At 73.7% G+C, this 22,591-nt stretch carries 14 protein-coding genes; 8 read left to right on the forward strand and 6 right to left on the reverse strand.

Features of this window, described 5'->3' with window-relative positions; genetic code table 11:
- Positions 1-12 precede the first annotated feature (12 nt).
- Genes ACFZBU_RS03710 through ACFZBU_RS03730 form a run of 5 tightly spaced genes read right to left on the reverse strand, consistent with a single transcriptional unit; the run spans position 13 to position 10,249 of the window.
- On the reverse strand, positions 13-1,383 hold the full coding sequence (locus ACFZBU_RS03710; RefSeq protein WP_391581836.1) for a condensation domain-containing protein: 1,371 nt from the start codon (positions 1,381-1,383) through the stop codon (positions 13-15).
- On the reverse strand, positions 1,380-4,439 hold the full coding sequence (locus ACFZBU_RS03715) for an amino acid adenylation domain-containing protein (RefSeq protein WP_391581837.1): 3,060 nt from the start codon (positions 4,437-4,439) through the stop codon (positions 1,380-1,382). The genes ACFZBU_RS03710 and ACFZBU_RS03715 overlap by 4 nt, the downstream gene beginning before the upstream one ends.
- A 52-nt stretch (positions 4,440-4,491) precedes the next feature.
- Positions 4,492-7,794, reverse strand: coding sequence for a phosphopantetheine-binding protein (locus tag ACFZBU_RS03720; RefSeq protein WP_391581838.1), 3,303 nt, complete (start codon positions 7,792-7,794; stop codon positions 4,492-4,494).
- Positions 7,791-9,197: a condensation domain-containing protein gene (locus ACFZBU_RS03725; protein ID WP_391581839.1), complete on the reverse strand. Its 1,407-nt coding sequence runs from the start codon at positions 9,195-9,197 to the stop codon at positions 7,791-7,793. The genes ACFZBU_RS03720 and ACFZBU_RS03725 overlap by 4 nt, the downstream gene beginning before the upstream one ends.
- Entirely contained in the window at positions 9,194-10,249 is a 1,056-nt protein-coding gene (locus tag ACFZBU_RS03730) for a threonine aldolase family protein (RefSeq protein WP_391581840.1), read from the reverse strand. The genes ACFZBU_RS03725 and ACFZBU_RS03730 overlap by 4 nt, the downstream gene beginning before the upstream one ends.
- 369 nt (positions 10,250-10,618) lie before the next feature.
- Between ACFZBU_RS03730 and ACFZBU_RS03735 the strand changes: the two genes are divergently transcribed.
- Positions 10,619-10,825, forward strand: coding sequence for an MbtH family protein (locus tag ACFZBU_RS03735; protein ID WP_391581841.1), 207 nt, complete (start codon positions 10,619-10,621; stop codon positions 10,823-10,825).
- A complete protein-coding gene (locus ACFZBU_RS03740; RefSeq protein WP_391581842.1) occupies positions 10,825-13,518 on the forward strand; it encodes an AMP-binding protein in 2,694 nt (897 codons plus the stop codon). The genes ACFZBU_RS03735 and ACFZBU_RS03740 overlap by 1 nt, the downstream gene beginning before the upstream one ends.
- Before the next feature lie 274 nt (positions 13,519-13,792).
- Here the strand turns inward: ACFZBU_RS03740 and ACFZBU_RS03745 are convergent, their stop codons facing one another.
- Positions 13,793-14,557, reverse strand: coding sequence for a thioesterase II family protein (locus ACFZBU_RS03745; RefSeq protein WP_391581843.1), 765 nt, complete (start codon positions 14,555-14,557; stop codon positions 13,793-13,795).
- Between the two features lie 156 nt (positions 14,558-14,713).
- On the opposite strand from ACFZBU_RS03745, the gene ACFZBU_RS03750 reads away from it, so the two are divergent.
- The 6 genes from ACFZBU_RS03750 to ACFZBU_RS03775 are packed head-to-tail and all read left to right on the forward strand — an operon-like array spanning position 14,714 to position 22,576.
- Complete coding sequence (locus ACFZBU_RS03750; RefSeq protein WP_391581844.1) at positions 14,714-16,042, forward strand: cytochrome P450; 1,329 nt, start codon at positions 14,714-14,716, stop codon at positions 16,040-16,042.
- Entirely contained in the window at positions 16,039-19,410 is a 3,372-nt protein-coding gene (locus ACFZBU_RS03755; RefSeq protein ID WP_391581845.1) for a condensation domain-containing protein, read from the forward strand. Before ACFZBU_RS03750 ends, ACFZBU_RS03755 begins: the two co-directional genes overlap by 4 nt.
- Before the next feature lies 1 nt (position 19,411).
- Complete coding sequence (locus ACFZBU_RS03760) at positions 19,412-20,425, forward strand: GHMP kinase (RefSeq protein ID WP_391581846.1); 1,014 nt, start codon at positions 19,412-19,414, stop codon at positions 20,423-20,425.
- On the forward strand, positions 20,422-20,622 hold the full coding sequence (locus tag ACFZBU_RS03765; protein WP_391581848.1) for a hypothetical protein: 201 nt from the start codon (positions 20,422-20,424) through the stop codon (positions 20,620-20,622). Before ACFZBU_RS03760 ends, ACFZBU_RS03765 begins: the two co-directional genes overlap by 4 nt.
- On the forward strand, positions 20,619-21,821 hold the full coding sequence (locus tag ACFZBU_RS03770) for a thioester reductase domain-containing protein (protein ID WP_391581849.1): 1,203 nt from the start codon (positions 20,619-20,621) through the stop codon (positions 21,819-21,821). Before ACFZBU_RS03765 ends, ACFZBU_RS03770 begins: the two co-directional genes overlap by 4 nt.
- A 17-nt stretch (positions 21,822-21,838) precedes the next feature.
- Positions 21,839-22,576 carry a class I SAM-dependent DNA methyltransferase gene (locus ACFZBU_RS03775; RefSeq protein ID WP_391581850.1) on the forward strand — a complete coding sequence of 246 codons (738 nt, stop codon included), beginning with the start codon at positions 21,839-21,841 and terminating at the stop codon, positions 22,574-22,576.
- Positions 22,577-22,591: the final 15 nt, after the last annotated feature.

The following is a 22,591-nucleotide window of genomic DNA, read 5'->3' on the forward strand; positions in this document are numbered from 1 at the left end:
CCGCGCGGCGGTTCAACCGGTGAGCCGGGACAGCGCAGCCAATCGCGCGTGCAACATCCCGGTCAACTGCGCCGCGGCCGCGCGGGGCACGTCCGACGGTCGATAGGCCACGACGCCCGTCGGCCCCCGATCCGGCCGGATGGCCAACTCCAGGCTCAACGAGGTCTTCGCAAAGCCGAAGTCCACGTCCTCGACGCCGAGGCAGCCGGGCAGGGACGCCGTCCCGTCCTCCTCGTCCAGGGTCAGCCGCACCCGGATGTCCTGGTCCAGGACGGCCTCGGCGCCGGTCAGGGCGGCGAAGACGCGCTCGAAGGGCGCGTCGCCGTCGCCCAGCGCCGCCGTCAGCTCGTCCCGGATCCGGTGGATCGAGGCGGCGCCCGCCGGCTGCGGCCGACCTGGCACCCGGACCACGAGCGTATTGGCCAAATCGGCGAGCACAGCGCCCAGTTCCGGCCGCTGGCGACCCGAGGTGCAACACCCCACCAGGACCTCCGGGCGGTCGTGCCACTCGGCCACCGTCGAGCCCCAGGCCGCCAACAGCACGGCGAACAGGCTCGATCCGGTCGATCGCGCCAGGTGGTCCAGCCCGCGGCCGGTCGCACCGTCGATCCGCACCGGGATCCGCGCGCCCTCCCGGACCCCGGAGTCGGGCAGGTCGAGCGGCGCCGCCCCGGCCAAGCGGGCGGTACTTCGGCCGAGTTGCTCGCGGATCACCCCGGAGACCAGACTGCGTCGTTGCCAGTGGGCCACGTCGCGCGGCCGCAACCGGCCGGGTACCGGCACCCCGCACAACCCCGGCAACAAGACCGTGCGCAGCCCGTACCGGTCACACGCGATGTCGTGTGCCACCACCGTCAGCAACACCGCCGCCGGCCGGGCGTCCAGCACCCGCAAACGCACCGGCGGTCGATCCAGCCGAAACGGTGATCGCCCGTCCGCCACGGCCAGTTGCCCGGCCGCGCGGAAGGCGTGCGCCGGATCCGGCGACGCCGCGACGACCCGCTCCACCGGTACGTCGTCGGCGTCGTGGACGCGCACCCGCACACCGCCGAGTCCGTCCGGGACGTAGGAGCCGCGCAGCGCCTCGTGCGACTCGACCGCCCGACGTACGGCCCGGGCCACGTCCTCGGGGTCGCGCTCCGGCGCAAAGCCGCACACCAGGCCGACGTGGTGGAAGGCGCCGTCGTCGCCGTCCCGATGGGCCCGCCACAACGACTCCTGCTTCGTGGTGACCCGGTCCGGCTCCGCCTCGACCCGCTCGGGGCCGCCGTCCAGGTGGTGCAGGAGCCCGCGTTCGGCCAGGCGCGCGGTCAGCAGTTCGCGCTTGGCCGGCGACAGCGCCGCCATGCGCGCGCGCAGATCCGCTCCGGTGTCCGTGCTCATCGGCCCGGCTCCGGCACCTCGTCCTCGGCCAGATCCGCGACCTCGGCGACCAGCGCGGCCACGCTCTCCTCGCCCTCGCGGTACCGGTCGATGGCGGCGGCCAGGTCCGCGACGGCGCTGGACTCCAGCCATGTGCGCAGCGGCAGGCGGACCCCGAACCGGCTGCGCACGGCGGCGATCACCCGAGTGGCGAGCAGCGAATTGCCGCCCACGGCGAAGAAGTCGTCGAGCACGCCGACGCTCGGTACGCGCAACACCTCCTGCCAGATCTGCGCGACGCCGCGCTCGGTGTCGGTGCGCGGCGCCACACCGGCGGTCAAGCGTTCGTCGATGCTGCGCCGGGGCGCGGGCAACGCCTTGCGGTCGATCTTGCCGGTGTGCCCGAGCGGGAACGCGGAGAGCAGCGAGATCGAGGTCGGCACCATGTAGCCGGGCATCCGCGCGGAGAGGAAGGCGCGCAACTCGGCCACGTCCAGGTCGTCCGCACGCGGCACGATGTAGCCGGCGAGGCTGCGTTCGCTGCCGTCGCCCCACGGGACGACCAGGCATTCGCGGACCCCGGGGTGTGCGGCGATCTCCGCTTCCACCTCGTGCAGTTCGATCCGGATGCCGCGCACCTTCACCTGATGGTCGCTGCGGCCCAGGAAGTGCAGGTTGCCGTCCGGCAGCAGGGTCGCCACATCCCCGGTGCGATACAGCCTGGCCCCGCCGCCCGCGAACGGGTCGGGCACGAAACGGTCGGCGGTCAGGCCCGGACGCCCGTGGTAGCCGCGCGTGACGCTCGCGCCGCCGATGTACACCTCCCCGCGCGCGCCGAACGGCACCGGCGCCAGGTGCCGGTCCAGGACGTACGTCGTCTCGTTGTTCATCGGCCGCCCGGATCGCACGAACGGCAACCCGCGCTCCCGGGGCACCACATGGAAGGTGGTGTCGATGGAGACCTCCGTGACGCCGTACAGGTTGATCAGATCCGCGTCCAGCGTCGCGTGGAACCGCTCGGCGAGCGTGGGCGGGATCGGCTCGCCGCTGGCGAAGACGAAGCGCAGCGACGTGCACGCGGCGGCGTCCTCGGCGGTGAGGAACGTCTGCAGCATCGCCGGCACGAAGTGCAGGGTGGCGACGCGTTCGGCGCGGATCAACTCGGTGAAGCGGTTCAGGTCCAAGTGCAGCCTCGGCGGGGCGAGAACGGCTCGCGCCCCGACGAACAGCGGCCAGAACAGTTCCCATACGGCGGCGTCGAAGCTGTACGCGGTCCACTGCAACGCGGCCTCGTCCGGTTTCAGTTCGTAGAGCCGGCTGATCCACCAGACGAAATTGACCGCGCCGCCGTGCTGGACCAGTACGCCCTTGGGGCGACCGGTGGAGCCGGAGGTGTACATCACGTAGGCGAGGTTGTCCGGAGCCACCGCGGTGTGCGGCCGATCGCTCGGATGATGCGCCCACGCCTGCGGCTCGTCCAGGACCACCGGGTTGCGTGCCCCAGGCAACAACCCGACGAGGTGCCTCTGTACGAGCACCACCGGGCAGTCCAGGTCCTCGGCCAGGTAGGCCAGCCGGTCCGGCGGGAACGAGGGGTCCAGCGGGGCGTAGGCACCGCCCGCCTTGAGGATCGCCAGGATGGCGATGTTCAGCTCGAATCCCGGCTCCGCGCACAGTCCCACGATGGTGTCGGGTCGCACGCCGAGGTCGATCAGGTGGTGCGCCAGACGGTTCGCGGCGCGGTCCAGCTCGGCGTAGCTCATCGATTCGCCCTCGTGGACCAGGGCGGGGCGGTCCGGTGTGCGGTCCACCTGATCCTCGACGTGCCGGTGCAGGCAGGTCTCGCGCGGATGCTCCACCGCCGTGTCGTTGTGCGCGTTCAGCGCCGCCCACTCGCTCGCGTCGACCAGGGGAAGCCGGCTCATCGGGGTGTCGGGCGCGGCGGCGGCCCCGGCGAGCACGGCCGCGGTGGCGCGCAGCAGCCGACCCACCTGCTCGGCATCGGTGACCTCCGGTGCGTATCGGGCCACCAGGGTCAGCGTCGCACCGTCGTCCTCGACGCCGACGACGAGCGCGGGCCCGGCCGGTTCCGGCGCCGGCACGGACCCGTCGTCGCGCGCGTCGACCACCGAGTCGTACAGCGCCGGGCCGCGTTCCGCACCGGAGAGTTCGTGCAACACCGCGCCCGGGAGTTGCCCGTGGGCGCGGGCCTGTTCCATCCACTCGGACAGTTCGGCGATCCAGGCCGCCGCGGGGGTGTCGTCCAGCCGCACGGGTGTGGGCAGGGTGCGTTCGAAGGGGCTCAGGCAGGCGCGCAGGGCGGCGGGCCGGGTGTCCACCGACAGCCCGATCACGGCGAGCGGTTCGCCGCGGAACCTGGCCACCACGGAGGCCCATGCGGCGGCGACGACGCGCAGCTTGCACGAGTGCGCGGACGTGGCGAACTCGCGGACCGCGGCGGTCACGGGAGCGGACAGCGCGACCCGCACCGTGCCGGGCTCGTGGCCGGACCGGGCGGGGGGATCGGGGAACAGCGGTGTGACGCCGTCGACATCGGCGAGCGAGCGCCGCCAGAAGTCGGTCGCCTCGGCCTGCTCCGCGGGGTCCGGACGGAGCGCGAGGTCGTCCGGCCGATCCACCGGCCGTTCGCCGCGGACCAGGGCCGCCAGGTCGCTCAGGAGCAGGTGCGCGCCCAACTCGTCGACCAGCAGCGGGTGGTAGGTCAGCACGGCCTCGCGCGTCGCGTCCGACCACACGAGGCGGCCCAGCGCGGCAGCCTGCTCCGTCGGGATTCCGCTTCGGGTCTCCTCGTCGGCGGCGCGTTCGTCCGCCGCCGGGTCGTCGTCCCGCAGGAACGGCGGCGCGATGCCGGTGTGCACGAGCGCGGGCTGTGCCTGCGACCAGTCGACGCCGATGGCCAACCCCGGTCGCAGGGACATGAGTTCGAGCCAGGCCTTGTGTACGTCGGCCGCCGATGCCTCGGGCAGGGGCAGGTGGGCCCGGCGGGCGGGTCCGCGTGCCGAGTCGTCCAGGGCCGTGGCGACGAGCACGTCCTGCCGGGCGGGGGAAAGGGGCACGCGATCGGGAACGGAGCGGCCGTCTGCGGGGGTATCCACTGCCACGGTGACCTCACGAGAGTCGATTCGGGTCGTTCGGATCCGCCTTCGCGATGCCGTCCGGTGCGTGCTCCGACGGGAGTTGCGTCGCGGGCTCCGGGGCGTCGTCGGGGGTGTCCTCCACGGTGGTGAGCAGTTCGTCGATGGTGTGCAGATCCCGGGACTCGACGGTACGGACGCGGTCGATCGACTCGGCGAGCCGGCGCAGCGTGGGAGCCGCGAACACATCGGCGGGAGCGACGTCCACACCGTGGGTCGCGTGCACCCGGGCCAGCACCTGGATCAACTGGAGGGAGGTGCCGCCGAGTCCGAAGAAGTTGTCGTCGCGGCCCACCCGGGGCACACCCAGGACCGGAACGAGTACGTCCCGCACCAGGGCGCGTTCCGTGTCGGTCTCGGGCGGTGTGTACGGGCGGGAGTCGAACCGGGCGTTGCGTTCGGCGGCGGCCCGGGCGGCGTGGTCGAGGTCGGCGCCCGCGGGCATCGCCGCCGCGGCGTCGTGGGCGTCGTGGGCGTCGTCGGAGTCGTCGGAGTCGTCCGCCTCGACCACGAGTACACGTTCGGGCACGGCGACGGCCGGCAGGTCCCGGCGGAGCAGGTCGACCAGGCCCTCCGGTGTCGGATCCGGCCCGGCGGGTGCGCAGATCGCCGCGTACGGATGCTCGGCCCGGCCCCAGTCGAGCGGTTGCACACCCGCCGCGGCCGGCCGGCCGGTCCGTCGGGTGAGGGCTGCCGCGAGGTCCTCGACCAGGATCGAGCGACCGCGCGCGCACACCCGGTCCTCGGGCAGTCGGACCAGGCGCAGCGTGCCGTCGGCGCCGACCCGGACCAGCGCGCCGGTGTTCACCACCCGACCGCCGGTGCCGGCCGGATCGGGCCTGAAGTCCGTTGCGCAGGCGGCTGGTTCGCCGAGGTAGCCCGCGCCGGGGTCCACCGGGGCCCACAACGTCCCGGTGCCGCCGACGGGCACGGCCATCAGGTCGTCGTTGAGCACGTGGTGGGGTGCCGGGCAGGTCGAGCCGCGCGGGTCCGGGCCGGTCAGCACGGCGTCCGGGGCCGCCGCGGCCCACCAGCGGCCGCGCGGCGCCCCGGCATCCTGCTCGCCCGGCGCGGCGGGCTCGGTGAGCCGCCGATACGAGGAGCGCAGCTCCAACAGGTGCACCGGGACGGACTCGGCGAACGTGTACGGCAGTTCGGCCACCGTGGCGCCGGCCTCGGCCAGCGCGTCGAAACGCGCGTCGGCCGTACCACCGGTGGGCAGCAGCAGCGCGGCGCCGGAGCAGGCGGCGGCCAGGACACAGATCGCCGCTTCCTCGCCGCCCCACTCGAAGTCGGGTGCGAACACGTCCGAGGCGGACAGCCCCGAGGCGTCGGCGTGCCGGGCCGCGGCGCGCAGCAGCGCGGGGGAGGGGAGCCGCAGCACGCGTGGCGACGGGTACGCCCGCAGGCCGACAAGGAGTGCGCCCGGGGCGTCGCCGGGCGGGCGGGTCGATGCCGTGCGCGGCTGATCATCGGCGGTCGGGATCGGGGTGATCGTGCCGTCCGGGAACAACTCGAACCGCGCGTGGGCCGCGTGCGCCACCCGCTCCGACCAGGCCTGTGGGTCCGCGGCGCAGCGCACCAGAACGTCCGCCCCGAAGCCGAGCGCGGCGGGCAGCGCGACGGCGCCGGCGGCGGAGTCGTCGGCGTGCAGGACCACCGCGTCCCCGACCCGTACGCCGGCCTCGGCCAGCGCCTCCCGAATCGTGCGCACGGCCGCCGCGGCGCGCGCTGCCGTCATCGTGCCGCGCGGTGCGCCGATCACCACGTCGTCCGGGGACCGAGCGGCCCATCCGGCCAAGGCATCGACGCTGCCGAAGTCGCCATCCCGGGGGGTCGCGGGTGTGGCGTCCGCGTGCGGCGGCGTCGCGGGTGACGCCCCCGCGCGGGCCGGCGGCGGGGGTACGGCACCCGCGCGCGGCGAGGACACGACGCCTGCGGCCGGCCGCGTCCCGGTCCGCGGTGCCTGCTCCCGCTCGGCACTCGCCGCCGGGTCCAGGAAGCGCGCCACGAGGGCCGTGAGCGCGTCGACCGTGGACCGGTCGAAGAGGTCGGGATCGTATTCGGCGAGCAGTTCGGCCGCTCCGCTCGGATCACCGGTCAGCACCAGTTCGAGGTCGTACATCGGCACGGGCGAGGGCAGCAGCCGGATCCGGGCGGGGCCGCCGGCCACTCGCGGCGCCGGCAGGGACACGGCCTCCAGGCCCACCGGGAGCAGCGGTTCCGCCCCCCACGTGGGCGGTTGCAGGTCGGCCAGCGCGGCGATCGGCAACGGATCCGACCCGGATGCCGCGACGGCCTCCCGGGCGCGGTCCGTGAGCGAGGCCGCGTCCACGCCGCCGTCGATCCGCAACGCCAGCACGCCGGCGGTGCCGAGCCGACCCACCAGGTGCTCGGTCTGCGGGGTGTGCCGACCGGGATCGTCCAGGCCCAACCGCAGCGGCGAGGAGGCGCCGAACCGGCGCAGGGCCGCACCCACCGCGGCCACCAGCGCGACCGGCGGGTCGACGGGCGCGGGCGCCGGGCGGCGCAGTGCGGCACCCGCCGCGGACGGCGGCCCGGCGACGGGCGGTCGGTCGTAGGGCAGCAGCGAGGGTCGCGCCGGTCCCAGGCGGTCGGCAGCCCTGGGCAGCAGGTCGGCCAGGCGCTCCGGGCCGAACCGACGACGATGCCAGTACGCGTGGTCCGCGACGTCGAATCCGCCCACCGGCGGCGCCGTGCCGTCCTCGTAGGCACGTGCGACGGCGGCCAGGAGCAGCCCCACGGAGGTCCGGTCGAGGGCATGTCGGGCGACGGCCAGCGACAACACGGTGTCCGGCTCGCCCGCCCGGTTCGCCCCGCCGTCGGTGATCGCCGCGCGGCACAGCGGACCGTGCCGAGGGTCGAACGGCTCGGTCCACGCGGGCTCGTCCGGCGAGTCGTGCCAATCCACCCGGGCACCTCGACCCGGCGTCTGCACGAGGGCGCCGCCGCGCTCGCCGACGAGCAGGCCCAGCGCGGGAGTTGCCGCCGCGACGGATTCGACCGCGGCGCGCAGCCGTTCGTGGTCGAGCCGGTGCCCGGTCTCCAGGCGGCCCGCGACCGCCATCCGGGCCAGGTCCGGCACCGCCGACGCGGCCGTGTACAGCCACTCCTGGTCCAGCGTGAGCGGCACCTCGGCGCCCTCGGGGCGCGACTCGGTGAACTCCCGGTCCCGCGCCTCGTGGTCGATCCGGCGCAGCACGGACCGCAGGGCCCGACGGCGGGCCTGCACCGACAACCTTCCCGGCTCGGTCATTCGAGGTCTTCCCCCTTCAAGCTGTCGAGGATCCGCCGCCGCTCGCCCGGGGTCATCCAGGCCACGTCGCGCACGGCGCGATCGGGCCGGCTCACCGCCCAGTCGAGGAACACGCCCAGTCGGGCGGCCAGATCCGCGCCGGTGGCGTCGTCGAACAGGGCCTTGCTGTAGTCGAGGCGGACCATCGGCCGGGGTCCGCCGAGCAGGAACGTGGCGTTCAGGTCGAAGCGACTCAGCTCGTACTCGGGTGCCACGAACTCGCAGTCCAAACCGTCGAGTTCAAGGGAGGGCGGGGCATCCACCGAGGAGCAGAAGGCGCGGAAGAGCGGGTTGCGATCGTTGCGCCGATCCGGACGCAGCGCGCGGACCAACTCCTCGAAGGGCAACGCCTGATGGGCCAGCGCGTCGGCGAGTGTCAGATGGGTACGGCGCACCAGATCGACGAAGGGCTCGTCCGGGCGCAGCGCCGAACGCAGGCACAGCGTATTGACGAAGCAGCCGATCAGCGGCTCCAGGGCCAGGTCCGTGCGCCCGCTGACCGGGGTGCCCACCACGAAGTCGCGCTGACCGCCGTAGCGGCCGAGCACCGCGAACCACGCGGCCAGCGCGACCGCGAACGAGCTCGCGCCCGCCTGCGCGGCCACCGCGCGCAGGCGCCGCACGGTCGCGGGGGACACCTCGTGCTGCACCGTGCCCATCGCCCCGCCGACCCCGTGTCCCGGCCGGTCGGTGGGCAGCTCCAACTCCGTCACGCCCGCCAGCGCGCTGCGCCAGTGCCGCAGCAGCGATTCGCGTTCGCGGTCCAGCGTCTGCCGCTCCCACCAGGCGTAGTCGCTGTAGGAGACCTCGGGGGCGGGCAGTTCCGGGACGCCGCCCCGGCGCAGGTCCTCGGCGAGTTCGCGCAGCAGGATCGCGGTGGACCAGCCGTCGAAGGCGAGGTGATGCAGGGTCAGGACCAGCACGACGGCGCCGTCCGGGTCGCCCAGGCCGGCCAGCCGGACCCGCAGCGGGGGTTCGCGTTCCAGGTCGAAGACGTGCCGCAGCTCCTCGGTCGCCGTCGCGACGGCGCGCTCCATGGCGTCCGCGCCGGGCGCGGCCGGTCGATGGTCCACGGTGGGCGGGCCCTCGGCCAGGACGCGCTGTACCGGCGGCCCGGCGGGCCGTGGTTCGACCACGGTGCGCAGTGGTTCGTGGCGGCGCACGAGGCGGTGGATCGCGCCGACGAGCGCGTCGACGTCGGGCTTCCCGCGCAGCAACAGCGCGACCTGGAGGTTGTACTCGGCGGTCGGCGGCCTGCTGGTGTGCACGAACCACAGCCGGGCCTGCGCGGTCGACAGCGGCGCGGGACGCTCCGGGACGGGGACGACCGGGGGGCGGGGGAGAGCCGGGTCGGCGGCGCTCATGCGGGCACCGCCGATGCGCTCAGGGCGGCCGCGGCCCGCGCGGCGGCGTGCACGGCCCGCGCCACGTCCGCGTCCGAGACGTCCCGGTGGGTGACGAACCTGACCACGCCCGGAACCACTTCGGTGACCAGTACGCCGTGTGCGGCCAGCGCCGCCACGAACGGCGCAGCCGGGTCGCCGATCGGCATCGTGACGATGTTGGTGGGCGGCGGGTCCGGCGCCGCCCACTCGGGCAGCACCTCGCGCAGTCCGCGGGCGAGTTCGGCCGCACGCCGGTGATCGGCGGCGAGTTCGTCGATCCCGTCCAGCGCGATCGAGCCGGCCGCGGCCACGACGCCGACCTGCCGCAGCGTCGCGCCCAGGCGCCGGCGCACGTCGGCCGCGCGCACCCGCACCTCGGCCGTGCAGCACAACAACGAACCCATCGGCGCACCCAGTCCCTTGTACAGGGAGAACGTCAACGTGTCGCAGAGTGCTCCGACGGCGGTGGGCGGATATCCGCCCGCCAGGCACGCGTTGAACAGCCGGGCGCCGTCGCAGTGCAGCGGGACTCCGGCCGCGCGGCAGGCCGCCGAGACCTCGCCCAGGCGATCCAGGTCCCATACCGAACCACCGCTCGCGCTGTGCGTGTTCTCCACCGAGACCAGGCCGGTGCGCGGGGCCCGCCAGTCGTCGCGGGCGAGCGATTCGGCGATGTGCTCGGCGCCGAACATGCCCGAGTGCCCGCGAATCGGCGTGAGTTGCACACCGGCGAGGCCGGAGGTGGAGTGCGACTCCCAGCGGACCAGGTCGGAGTCGGCCTCCGCGAGCACCTCGTGGCCGGGCGGGACCAGCGCCATCACCGCGGCCAGATTGGCCATCGTGCCGCCGATCACGAACAGCGCGTCCTCGGTGCCGACCAGCCGTGCGGCCCGCTCCTCCAGGGCACGTACGGTCGGGTCCTCGCCGTAGAAGTCGTCGCCGACCCGGGCCGTGGCCATGGCCTCGCGCATCCGCGCGGTCGGCTGGGTCACCGTGTCCGAGCGCAGATCCACGAGTGCGGAATCGCTCACCGGAAGCCTCCTCGGGTTGCCCGGGGCGGTCGACACCGTCGCGCGCGTCATCGCACGACGGACACGAGGGCACGCGTCGCCGGACGAGGGCACGCGTCGCCCCGAACCGGCATCGTGCGCCGGAATCCGACGCGCCGTCGATTATCTTTCAGGAACCCGTCGGCCCTTTCCGGAGTATTTCCCGTGCCCTTCCGGGATCCGGACCCGATGGGTAATTCTGGGCGTGGTGGAATTCACGCCGGAGTCGATCCGTCCGAGTCGATACGCACCGGCCGGCCCGATACACCGGACCCGACGACGGCCCACCCGACGACTGCCCATCGGGCGACAACCACCCGAGGACATGCCCGACGACAATTGGAGAGTTCGATGGAGGAGCAGGCGGACGACCGCGTCTACAACGTCGTGGTGAACGACGAGGACCAATATTCCATCTGGTTCGCCGATCGTGCGTTGCCGGACGGGTGGCATGCGGAGGGCACCGGCGGCAGCAGGCAGGAGTGCCTCGATCACATCGAACGCGTCTGGACCGACATGCGCCCGCGCAGCGTCCGCGAGCGCCTGGCCGTGGACTGATGGGCGAGAGCCCCGCCGACCCGCCGCCCGACCGGGACCGGACCGGGGACGACGCGCCGACGACCCTGCTCGACCTGCCCATGGAGGCGGCCAGGGGCAACGGCCCGGTGCTGCACACCCGGACGCACGTGGTCGCCGCCCCCGACGACATGCCGGACCGCCGGCCGACGTCGGCCACCGTGCTCGCCGCCTACGTCGCCGTCCTACGGCGATACACCGGCGCGCGTGCGCTCGTGATCACCACGGACTCGGCGGCGCGACCGGACGAGCCGGGGCCGCGGGCCGCCGCGGCCGATTCGGACCGGGCCGGCAGCGGCCGGGCCGCCCACCCCGCCGCCCGGATGATCCGGGTGACCGGTGACCCGCGTGCCACCGGCGCGGAGGCGATCGCCGAGGCGGACCGGTGGTTGCGGGAGGCCGCCGAGGTCACCGGATCCGACCGGCCGGCCCGCTACTCCGCAGGCTTTCGGGTCCGGGGGGAGTATGCCGATTGCTCCGGCTCCTCCCGCGCGCCCGGCGCGGACTCCGGCCGGCCCGGGCCCGGCGGGGCGCGCGACGCAGACGGCGGAGGACGCGCACCTGCGGGGCCGGGGGACGCCGACGTCGGCGGGTCCGGGCCCGCGCGGGCGGGCGGTGACGCGGAGCCGGGCCGGTCCGGGCCCGCGCGGGCGGGCACCGCCGAACTGACGCTCACCCTGGTCCGGGACGCCGAGCGCGATGCCGCACACCTGGAGGTCACCCACGACGCGGACCTGATCGACGCCGACACCGCCGCACGATTCGGTCGGCACGTCCTGCGCCTGCTCGACGGCATCTCCCGCCGTCCGCACACCCGCGTCGCGGACCTGGACCCGCTCGGGCCCCAGGACCATGCGCTGCTGCGCACCTGGGGGGCCACGCCGGACATTCCCGACGCGTTGCGCCCGCTCGGGCGGTTGCTCGCCGAGCGGGCGGCGGCCACGCCGGACGCGGTCGCCCTCGGGTACCGGGACGAGACGCTGACGTACGGCGAACTCGACGCGCGCGCGGACGCCCTGGCCCACCGGCTCCTGGCGGCGGGAAGCGGGCCGGGCACGGTGGTCGGCCTGTGCATGCCCCGCTGCCCCGAGTCGGTCGTGGCGATGCTCGCCGTGCACCGTGCGGGCGCCGCCGCGCTGATGCTCGACCCCAAGGCGCCCGACGCCTACCTGGGCCGCTTCCTCGAGCAGGCCGGGGCGCGGCTCGTGGTGACCACGCGCCGATTCGAACGCACCCTGCCGCCGGAGGCGAAGCACGTCCTGGTGCTCGCGCCGACCGGTTGCGTCCCCGGCCCGGCCGCCCCCCGACGGCCGCTGCCGGAGCCGACGTGGGCCGATTCGGCCTTCCTGGTACAGACTTCCGGGTCCACCGGCACACCCAAACTGGTCGTCGTCACCCACCGCGGCGTGGCGCACGCGGCCCTGGCGCAGATCCGCGCGCACGGGGTGACGGCGCGGGAGCGCGGCGGGTGGACCTTCCCGCCGCAGACCAACGTGTCGGTGACGGTCGTGGTGTGGGCCCACCTGGTCGCCGGCGCGTCGTTGCAGATCGCGGCGGACGAGGACCTGTCCACGCCGGAACACCTGCGCGACTGGCTGCTGTCCCGGGAGATCACCCAGGTGTTCGTGGTGGCTCCGCTCGCGGAGGCGCTGCTCGGCATCCCCTGGCCCGCCCGCACCCCGCTGCGCACCCTGTTGACCGGGAGCGATCGGGTGCGCCGCTGGGCGCCCGCCGAACTGCCGTTCGAGGTGGGCAATTGGTACGGCGCCAACGAGGTCAACATCGTCACCTCGCCGCTGATCCCGCGGGAACGACCGATCACCTCGCATACCGCGACGGCACGCGATCGCACCCTGCCGCCGCCGATCGGGCGCCCGTGGCCCGGCGCCCGGCTGTACGTCCTCGATCGCGAACTGCGGCTCGTCCCGCCCGGCGTGGTCGGCGAACTGGCGGTCTCCGGGCCCGAGCAGGCGCGCGGATACCTGACCGCGCGGCAGACGGCCGAGCGCTTCGTGCCGGACCCGTTCGGCGACGTGCCGGGCGGTCGGCTCTACCTCACCGGCGACCTGGTCCGCTTCCGCGCGGACGGGGTCCTCGAACACCGGGGCCGAGCCGATCACCAGCTCAAGATCGCGGGCATGCGGGTCGAGGTGGGCGAGGTCGAACAGGCACTGCTGGCCGCCGAGGGCGTACGCGCGGCGGCGGTCGCGGCCCCGGAGGACCCACGGGGCGTCCGGCGCCTCGTCGCCTACGTGGTGGCATCGGACGGCCTGGACACCCACGCCCTGCGCCGCGAACTCGCCCGGGTGTTGCCGGACCACATGGTGCCGCAGCTGTTCGTGCGGCTGGACGCCCTGCCGCTCAATTCGGGCGACAAGATCGACCGCAACGCGCTGCCGATGCCCGACTGGGCGCCCGCGGCCGGCCCGGGCCCCGACGCCGGCGAGCAGCGTACGGCGGTGGAGGAGGCTCTGGTGCGGGTGTGGGAGGAGATCCTGGGTCGCGAACACCTCAGCGTGCACGACGACTTCTTCCTGCTCGGCGGCGAGTCGCTGAGCGCCGGCCGAGCGGTGCGGCTGATCGCCGAGCGGCTCGGCGTGCCGCTCAAGGTCCGGGCGCTGATGCTCAACCCGACGCCGGCCGAACTGGCCCGCGAACTGGCCCACTCGGCCTGAGCGACTCTGCCGACGCCGGACGCCGGACGCCGGACGCCGGACGCCGTGACCCGGCGCGAGCGATCGATGCCGGATGCCGGATGCCCGGCCGCGTGACCCGGCTCGGGTGACCGGCGGCCGGCGCCCGGCGACGGGAGCACGGCGCCGAGACGAAGGGCGACCGGTCGGGACGACGAGCCGAGGCACGAAACGCGACACGACGAGACGAGGGGCGGTGCCCGACCGGTGCTTCCGGTCGCTCACCGCCCCTCGCCCGTCCGAGCCTGATGTGCGGTCAGTCGGGTGCCCCGGCGCGGGCGAGATCCTCCGTCACGACGTCCACGAGAACCTTGGGGCAGCGCAGGAAATCCAGGTGCCTGCCCGCCAGCGCCACCACGCGCACGTCCGCGCACTCCGCCCACCCCGGCGCCACCGTCTCCGGCGGCACCACGTCGTCCTCGGACCAGGAGATCACCGTCACCGGACACGGCAGCCTGCGGGTCACGTCGTAGCGGTAGGGGCGTTGCAGCACCAGGTCCTCGCGCAGGACCCGGGCGCCGAGTTCGGCCATCTCGTCCGGCGGTTCGCCCTGGCCGGTCTGCCGATACCGCTGCCGTACCTCCGCCGCCAGATCGGCGGTGTCCAGGTCGACGAAGTTCAGCTCGCCGTACAGGCCCTTGTGCGGGGCACCCCAGCTGGACGCGAACAGCCGCTCGGGCAGCGGCAGTCCCCGATCCTCCAGGGTCAGGATCGTCTCCAGCGCGAACGGCACTGCGCCGCAGTGCCCGATGAAGGCGAACGGTCGGTCGAGCAGCGGCGCAAGCTGCGCGACGAGGTCCGCGGCGAAGCCGGCGTGGTCGGTGGGCGCGCTCTCGCGAAAGCGATTCTCCCGGCCGGGCGGCTGAAGCGCGCACACGGCGGTGCCGTCGGGCAGCGTCTGCGGCCACTGCCGGTACGAGGAGGCACCGACCCCCGCGTACGGGAAGCAGAACAACAGTGATCCGCTGTCTTCCGGCGGCTTTCGAAGCAACCATTTCCCGGTCTGCACAGGTGTATTCACCCCAAACACGGTAGTCGTCGAAGGACCGGCCGAAAAGGCGGTCGACGGTTTATCGAAAGACTTCGGAAAGAAGTTCGCGAACGTGTCCGGCCGATTCCTTTCGCGGCCGAGAAAGAATCATTGCCGAGGCGTGCCGGTCGATATACGTTCCGGACTGTGCGTGCGCCGCACCGAGTGCGCCTGGACGCAGGACGGGAGAACTCCGCGATGCTCATGACCGGCCCCGGGACCGACGAGCGAGTGCCCCTCGACTCGATCGATCTCTACGATCCACGTCGATTCCAGACCCACCCGCAACACGTCGCCCTGGCGACGCTGCGCGAGGTGGCGCCCGTATGGGCCCAGCACACGCCCGACGGCGCCCGGTTCTGGTCCGTCACGCGTTACGACGACGTCGTGCGCGTGCTCAAGGACGCCCGCCGGTACAGCTCCGAGCACGGCACGATCCTCGACGTCACCGGCGGGGACAGCGCCGGCGGACGGACCATCAACCTGATGGACCGTCCGCGGCACACGGCGATCCGCACGCCCGCGTTCCACACCATGACGACGAACATCCTCGCCCAGCGCACGGAGAACATCCGCGCGCACGTGTTGCGGATCATCGAACCGCTGACGGCGGGCGGCGACCACGACTTCGCCCGGACGATGTTCGATCTGCCGATGGCGGCCGTCGGCGAGATCCTGGGCATCCCGCGCCGATATTGGGCCGATATCCCGCGCTGGACCATGGCGGGAGTCGCCCCCGACGACCCGGAGTTCGCCAAGGGTCAGACCGCCGAGACGCTGCGCGAGGCGCACCACGACCTGTTCGCCATGTTCAGCGAACTGATCGCCGACCGCCGCCGCGAACCCCGGGACGACCTGGTCTCGCGGCTCACGCGTGTGGAGATCGACGGCGCGCCGATCGACGACAGCCTGGTCCTGCTCAACTGCTACAGCTTCGTCATGGGCGCCACCACCACGACGCCGCACACCGCAACGCACATGCTGCTCGCGCTGCTGGAGCGGCCCGAGGTCTGGCGCCGCGTCCAGGAGAACCCGGAACTGGCGGCGGCGGCCGTACAGGAGTCGTTGCGCTGGTCCACGCCGACCAACCACCTGATGCGCCGCACCCTCACCGAGGTCGAGATCGCCGGCACCAGGATCGGCGCGGGGGAACTCGTGGTGGCCTGGGTGGCCTCCGCGAACCGCGACGACCGGGTGTTCACCGATCCGTTCTCGTTTCTGATCGACCGCAAGCCCAACCCGCACATCGCGTTCGGCATCGGCCCGCACTACTGCGTCGGCGGGCCCGCGGCCCGGGTGGCGCTCACCGTACTGCTGGAGGAACTGGTCACCCGATTCGACCGGTTCGAGCTCGCCGGGGACCCGGTCCATCTGCGCTCGAACTTCATCAACGGACTCACCCGGCTGCCGATCACCGCCCACCCGCGCACCGGGGCGGATGCGGCGGCCCGGGCGAAGGAGGTGACCCGGTCATGACGGCCGCCCCGACCGAGGAACTGCCCGCGACGCCGGTCCAGGAACAGATGTGGCTCGTCGACGAGATGGACCGCGACGCGGCCGTGTACAACGAACATCTGGCCTTCGAACTGGTCGGGCCGCTGTCGGTGGCCGCCCTCGAAGCCGGATTCGACCTGCTCGTCGAGCGGCACACCGCGCTGCGCACGATCCTGCCCGTGGACAAGGGTCGGCTGCGCCAGTCCGTGGTGGCTCCGTGGTCGGTGCGGCTGGATCCGCCGGTCGACTTCACCGATCGTCCCGAGGACGCGCCGGACTGGGCCCGGACGTTGGTGGAGGAGCCGTACAGTTCGGCGGTGACCCCGCCGGTGCGATTCGGCCTGGCCCGGCTCGGCCCGCACCGGCACCTGCTCGTGCTCGCCTTCCACCACGAGGTGATGGACGCGGGCGCCGCCGCGCACCTCCTCGACGAACTCGCGGTGGCCTACACCGCACACCTCGCCGGCCGACGGGCGGAACTGCCCCCGGTGACCGCCGACTACCGCGATTTCACCCGGTGGCACGGCGAACTCCTGGACAGCGGCGCCCTCGACCCGGAGCGGGCCGCCTGGGTGGCCGAACTGACCGACGCGCCCCACGTGTTGCGAATCCCGGAGGACACCCCGCGGCCGGCGACCAAGCGCAATCGCGGCGCACTGGCCATCCATCGTTTCCCGGCGGGCCTGGTGCCCCGGCTGCGCCGGTTCGCCGCGGGCCATCGGGTCACCCCGTTCCACACGCTCTTCGCGGCGTTCACGACCGTGCTGCACCGGCACACCCGCGCCGAGGACATGGTCCTGGGCATCTGCGGGGACGGACGACCGGAGCAGTATCCCGACGTGGTCGGCCCGATGTCCTGCATGATCCCGGTGCGCATGCGGGCGCCGGGCGATCTGCCGTTCGCCGATCTGCTGGCCGCCGCGCGCGACGCCACGCTCACCGCGTACGACCGGCAGTTCATCCCCTTCCGGCAGGTCGTGCGGGAGAGCCTGGCCGGCCGGGACCCCGGCCACTCGCCGCTCGTCCAGGTCGTCTTCAACGCGCCACCGCTGCACTTTCGTCCGGACACCTTCCCGGACCTGACCATGAGCGTGGTGCACGTGCCGCGCGGGCGTTGCCGATTCGATCTGCTGTTCAATCTCGAATGGCACGGTGACGACGTCGTGGCCACCGTCGAGTACGACACCGCGATCTTCGCGGCGGCGACCGTCGAGCGGCTCGTCGACCACTTCGCGACGGCCGTGGAATCGGCGATGGCCGATCCCGGTGCGACCCTGGACACCCTGGAACTGGGCCCGCCCCCAGGCGCCTTCGCGCCGCCGGGACGCCCGGTGGACGACGAGGCCCGGCATACCCTGGACACCCCTTCCGGGCCGGTGCTCTTGGATCCCGATCCGTCCTGGCCGGGCGGCGACCGGGGCGAGGTGTCGGCCGTTCCCGGGCTCGCCGAGGTCAGGGAGCCGACCGGGGCACTCGCGCCCTACGGTCTGGAGGGCGTGCTGCACGTGGACGGGAGCCCGGTGCCCGACCCCCCGACCGGCGGCTCGCTGCGCGTTCGCCGGGTCGAGGACGGCCGGCTGCTGTGGCGGATCGCCGGCCCGCTTCGAGACGACGAGCCGGCGCGGCAGCGGCGGCCCGACGCCGCCCGGGTCGGCCGGCGACGTGCCCCGGCCGTGGAGCGGCGCGTCGTCGAACTGTGCCGTGAACTCCTGGAGGACGACTCGATCACCGGCGCGGACGACTTCTTCGCGGTCGGCGGTCACTCGATGATCGCCTCGCGCCTGGCCCAAGCGCTCTCCGACGAGTTCGGGGTGCACGTCCCGCTGCTGTTCGTCTTCGAGAACCCCGAACTGCACGAGTTCGCCGCGGCGATCGCCGCCCGCCACCCGGCGGTGGCCGACGCGCTCGCCGAGTTGGCGAATCTCACCGACGACGAGATCGGCGCACTCGCCGACGAGCCCGAGGAGCCCGACGGGTCCGACGGGTCCGGGCCAGACGGTCCGCTCGTGCCGAGCGAGCGCAGCACCGCGCTGGGTGCCGCCGAGGAACCGTTCTGGCTGATGGAGCAGTTCGCCCCCGGCAGCGCGGTCAACACCCTCACGCTGTCGCTGCGGGTGGAGGGCCCGCTGGACGAAGGGGCGCTGGAATGGGCGTTCGCCCGCGCCGTGGACCGCGAGGAGATCCTGCGCACCACCTACCATCTGGCCGAGGGCGACGCCGCGCCGAGCCGACGGGTGCACGACGAACACCCGTTCGAGATCGAGGTGGTGGACCTGCGCCGCACGCCCGCCCCGGAGCGCGAGCAGGCCGCCGCGGAGGTGGCCGCAGAACGGGCGCGCCGAGGCTTCGACGTGTCCGAACTGCCGCTCATCCGGCTGACCGTGGTCCGCCTGGACACCGGCACTCGCGACCTGCTGCTGACCTGCCACCACCTGGTGATGGACTACTGGGCGGTCACCAAGGTGCTGTTCCCGCAAATCGCCGCCTGCTACCGGTGGCGCACCACCGGCGAGGGCGAACTGCCCGCGCCGCGCACCACGACCTTCAGCCACATCGTCGCCGCCGAGCGCCGGCGGGCGACGACCGCCGCCGCGCAGGAGCACCGGCGCTACTGGCGGCGTCGCCTGGCCGGCCTGCGCGAGCTGACCCTGCCCACCGACTTCCCCCGTCCCGACGGGCCGTCCTTCGACGGGGACGTCGTCTACCGCCTGGTGTCGCCCGCCGTGCGCGACGCGGTGTACGCCTTCGCCCACCGGGAGCGGATGACCCCGTTCGTGGTGGTGGCCGCCGCCCTGTCCGCGGTGCTGCGGCAGTGGTCCGGGCAGGACGACGTGCAACTGCTGACGCCGTGCGAGAACCGCCTCGACCTGGACGCGGCGGACGTGATGGGGGCGTTCGTCAACCTGCTCGTGCTGCGCTTCGACGACCTCGACACCCGCAAGACCTGGCGCGAACACCTGGCCGCGACCCGGGAGACGGTGGCCGGCGCGTATGCCAACCAGTCCTGCCCGGCCGGTGACGCGCTGCGCGCCGCGGGCGCGGATCCGCTGGTGCTCAGCGGGCGCGGATCGTACGTGACGCTCAACGTGTTCCAGGCCGAGTCCGGCTTCGCGTTGACCGGCTGCCGGACCCACCAGGGACGCATCGTGGCGAACGCGCAGACCGGCACCGACCTGGAGGTGTCCACGCTGATCGTCGAGGACGGGCTGCTCTTCGACGTCAAGTACCGCACCGCGCTGTGGGAGCGCGCCTCGGTCGAGCGTTTCGCGGCCGCCTGCGAAGCGGCTCTGGTCGAGCTGATCGAGCAGCCGGACGGCGCGCTGCCGGCGCACCGCACGGGACTCGCCTGACATGGCGTCCGCCGTCGATCCCGACGCCTTCGACCGGTGCCGTGCGGGCCGACTCACCGTGGTCGGGGCGGCCGCCCGGCCCGGTCCGGCCCGGGGCAGCGCCATGGCCCATCACGGCGAGATCCTTCAGGGCGTCTTCGAACGCGACGACGGGGGGCTGGCGCACGCCGTCGTCTCGCTGCCGCTGCCCGCGCTGCACGCGCACGCCACCTTCGTGCCGGCCCGCACCTTCGCCGTCACGGTCAGCCCGGCGTGGAAGACCAAGGCCGCGGGTGCGGCCCGGGAGACGCTGCGCTGGCTGGGGGTGCGCGAGGGCGGGCGGTTGAGTGTGCACAGCTCGATTCCGGTCGAACGCGGCATGGGCTCGTCCACCGCGGACGTGGTCGGCGCGATCCGGGCGGTGGCCCGGGCACACGGCCGGGCGCCGACCGAAGCGGACGTGGCCGCCCTTGCGGTGCGCGCCGAAGGCGCCTCGGACGGCGTGATGTTCGGACCCCGCGCGGTGTTGTACGCCAACCGGGAGGGCTACGTCCTGGAGGATCTCGGCGGCCCGCTGCCGGCCCTGCACGTGCTCGGCTTCGACGTGGGCGGCCCGGACGTGGACACGATCGCCCAGCCCCCGCGCGAGTACCGGCCGAGCGAGATCGAGCACCTGCGGCACCTGCGGGTGATGGTGCGCCGAGCGGTGGCCGAGGCGGACTGCGCGCTGCTGGCCCGCACGGCCACCGCCAGTGCCCGGCTCAACCAGCGTTTCCTGCCCCAGGCCGCACTGCCGCTCGCCGAGCGGATCTGCCGGGCCGGCGACGGCCTCGGCGTACAGGTCGCGCACAGCGGCCGGGTGGTGGCCGTCCTGTTCGACCCGGCGGCCGACGGGCTCGGCGCACGGCTGGCCGACGCCCGCCGGCGACTGCGAGCCGCCGGAGTAGAGCGTGTGTGGTCGTTTCGTACCGATTCCGTGGCGGCCGGGGAACCGGTCGGGCCGCGCGACGCGGACAACCGTGAGGAGCGGTGGTGAGGACATCGATCCCGATCCTGCTGACGCAGGACGACCTGCGGATTCTGGCCCCGGAGCAACCGGCACCGCCGGCGCGCCCCGACCGGCCGGCATCCGACGAGACCCGCGCCGTCGACCCCGCGGGTGACCGGCCCGCCGGGGCCGCCGAGGACGACGGCTGGGACGACGGCCCCTCGCCGCTGTGGAGCTGGCGATGAGCACCGCCGAACAGGACGCGCTGCTGCCCGCCGACGTGGTGCCGCACAACACGCCCGTGGCATCCGGCGAACCCGGGGCCGCCCTGGTGACCGGCGCATCCGGATTCCTCGGTGCCGCCGTGGTCGCCGAACTGCTGGAGCACACCGAGCAGCGGGTGTACTGCCTGGTGCGCCCCAAGGACGGCACCGCGCAGGAACGCATCGAGGCCGCGCTGCGCGGGTTCGACCTGTGGAGCAGCGCATGCCCGGACCGGGTGATCGCCCTCGCCGGCGACCTGGCCCGACCGGGATGCGGCCTGAGCGACGACGACCGGCGGCTCGTGCACACGGAGGTCGACACGATCTACCACTGCGGCGCGGGCGTGAACGTCAGCTACCCCTACGAGGCGCTGCGCGGCCCCAACGTCGCGGGCACCGTGGAGGTGCTGCGCCTGGTGTGCGAGGGCCGACCCAAACGGCTCGCGCACGTGTCCACGGTCTCGGTGCTCTACGGGAGCCGCCCCGAGGGCACGGAAGGCCCCGGCACGGTCGCCGACTTCACCGAACTCGGGCCGGCCGGGGTGCTCGGCGGCTACGGGCTGAGCAAGTGGGCGGCCGAACGCCTGGTCGCCCAGGCCCGCGAACGCGGCGTGGACGCCCTGGTGTTCCGCTCCGGCACGCTCGCCGGACACACCCGCACCGGAGTGTCCAACCCCAACGACTACGCCTGGCTGTTCCTGCGCACCTGCGCCGTGATGGGAGCCGCCCCGCTCGCGGGCTCCCCGCTCCAGTGGGCACCCGTCGACTACGCGGCGCGCGCCGTGGTGCGGCTGACCCGGGCGAGCGAGGGATCGGCCCCGCCCGCCTACCACCTGATCGCACCCGAACACACTCGCTACACCACGCTGTTCTCCTGGCTGCGCCGCTTCGGCTATCGGCTGCGACCCGTCGACTTCGCGCTCTGGCGGCAGCGGGTCCTGGACGCATCGGTGACCTCGAACCGGGACGAGCTGCGACAGATCGCCGCGACCCTGCCCGACGCCTCGGCCGGCTCCGCCGCGGTGATCCCCGAGGTGGCCTCGGACCGCACCGACGCCGAGTTGGCCGAAGTCGACGTGCGCTGCCCGGTCCTGGACGAGCAACTTGCCCGCAGATACTTCGAGGTTGGGCTCCGTCGGGCGGAGTTGCCCGAGCCGGACCGGATCGTCGGATCACGATGAGCGTCGAGGAGAGGACCATGGCCGCATCCAGCGCCAGCGCGTACAACGCCGTCGCCGAGGTGTACGACGAATGGACGGGCCCGCTGCCCGACACCCCCGCCACCGTGGAGTTCCTGGCCCGATACGCGGGTGGCGGCGCGGTCCTGGAACTGGGCGTCGGCACCGGGCGGGTCGCCCTGCCGCTGGCCGCCAAGGGCCTGGAGGTGATCGGCATCGAGGGTGCCGACAAGATGATCGACAAGCTCAAACTGCGCCCCGGCGGCGACGCGTTCCCGGTCGTTCTCGGGGACATGGCCGACGTCGCGGTGGACCGCACGTTCTCGCTGATCTACATCGTCTTCAACACCTTCCTGTGCCTGCTCGACCAGCGCGACCAGGTCCGCTGCCTGCGCAACGTGGCCGAGCACCTGGAACCGGACGGCACGCTGGTGACCGAGATGTACGTGCCCGACCCCCGGCGTACCGACGCCGACGGCCAGCGGCTGGCCACCGGCAGCGTCGAGCGCGACCGGGTCTTCCTGGAGGCCACGATGCACGACACGCTGCGCCAGCGGATCCGGACCCAGGTGGTGATCGTGAGCGAGAGCGGCATCCGCCTCTATCCCAGCCAGATCCGGTACGTGTGGCCCAGCGAGTTGGACCTGATGGCACAACTGGCCGGGCTCGAACTGGTCGAGCGGCACGGCGGCTGGGCGGGCGAGCCGTTCACGGCCAAGAGCACTCGGCACGTGTCGGTCTTCCGCAAGGCGGCTTGATCGGCCCCGCACGCG

The sequence above is a fragment of the Embleya sp. NPDC008237 genome, assembly GCF_042956465.1.
GTDB lineage: Bacteria > Actinomycetota > Actinomycetes > Streptomycetales > Streptomycetaceae > Embleya.

What these genes read in the sequence shown, in the direction of transcription:
- ACFZBU_RS03710 (WP_391581836.1), bottom strand. Translation starts at nt 1,383, where the DNA reads ATGAGCACGGACACCGGAGCGGATCTGCGCGCGCGCATGGCGGCGCTG.
- ACFZBU_RS03720 (WP_391581838.1), bottom strand. Translation starts at nt 7,794, where the DNA reads ATGACCGAGCCGGGAAGGTTGTCGGTGCAGGCCCGCCGTCGGGCCCTG.
- ACFZBU_RS03725 (WP_391581839.1), bottom strand. Translation starts at nt 9,197, where the DNA reads ATGAGCGCCGCCGACCCGGCTCTCCCCCGCCCCCCGGTCGTCCCCGTC.
- ACFZBU_RS03735 (WP_391581841.1), top strand. Translation starts at nt 10,619, where the DNA reads ATGGAGGAGCAGGCGGACGACCGCGTCTACAACGTCGTGGTGAACGAC.
- ACFZBU_RS03740 (WP_391581842.1), top strand. Translation starts at nt 10,825, where the DNA reads ATGGGCGAGAGCCCCGCCGACCCGCCGCCCGACCGGGACCGGACCGGG.
- ACFZBU_RS03755 (WP_391581845.1), top strand. Translation starts at nt 16,039, where the DNA reads ATGACGGCCGCCCCGACCGAGGAACTGCCCGCGACGCCGGTCCAGGAA.
- ACFZBU_RS03760 (WP_391581846.1), top strand. Translation starts at nt 19,412, where the DNA reads ATGGCGTCCGCCGTCGATCCCGACGCCTTCGACCGGTGCCGTGCGGGC.
- ACFZBU_RS03770 (WP_391581849.1), top strand. Translation starts at nt 20,619, where the DNA reads ATGAGCACCGCCGAACAGGACGCGCTGCTGCCCGCCGACGTGGTGCCG.
- ACFZBU_RS03775 (WP_391581850.1), top strand. Translation starts at nt 21,839, where the DNA reads ATGGCCGCATCCAGCGCCAGCGCGTACAACGCCGTCGCCGAGGTGTAC.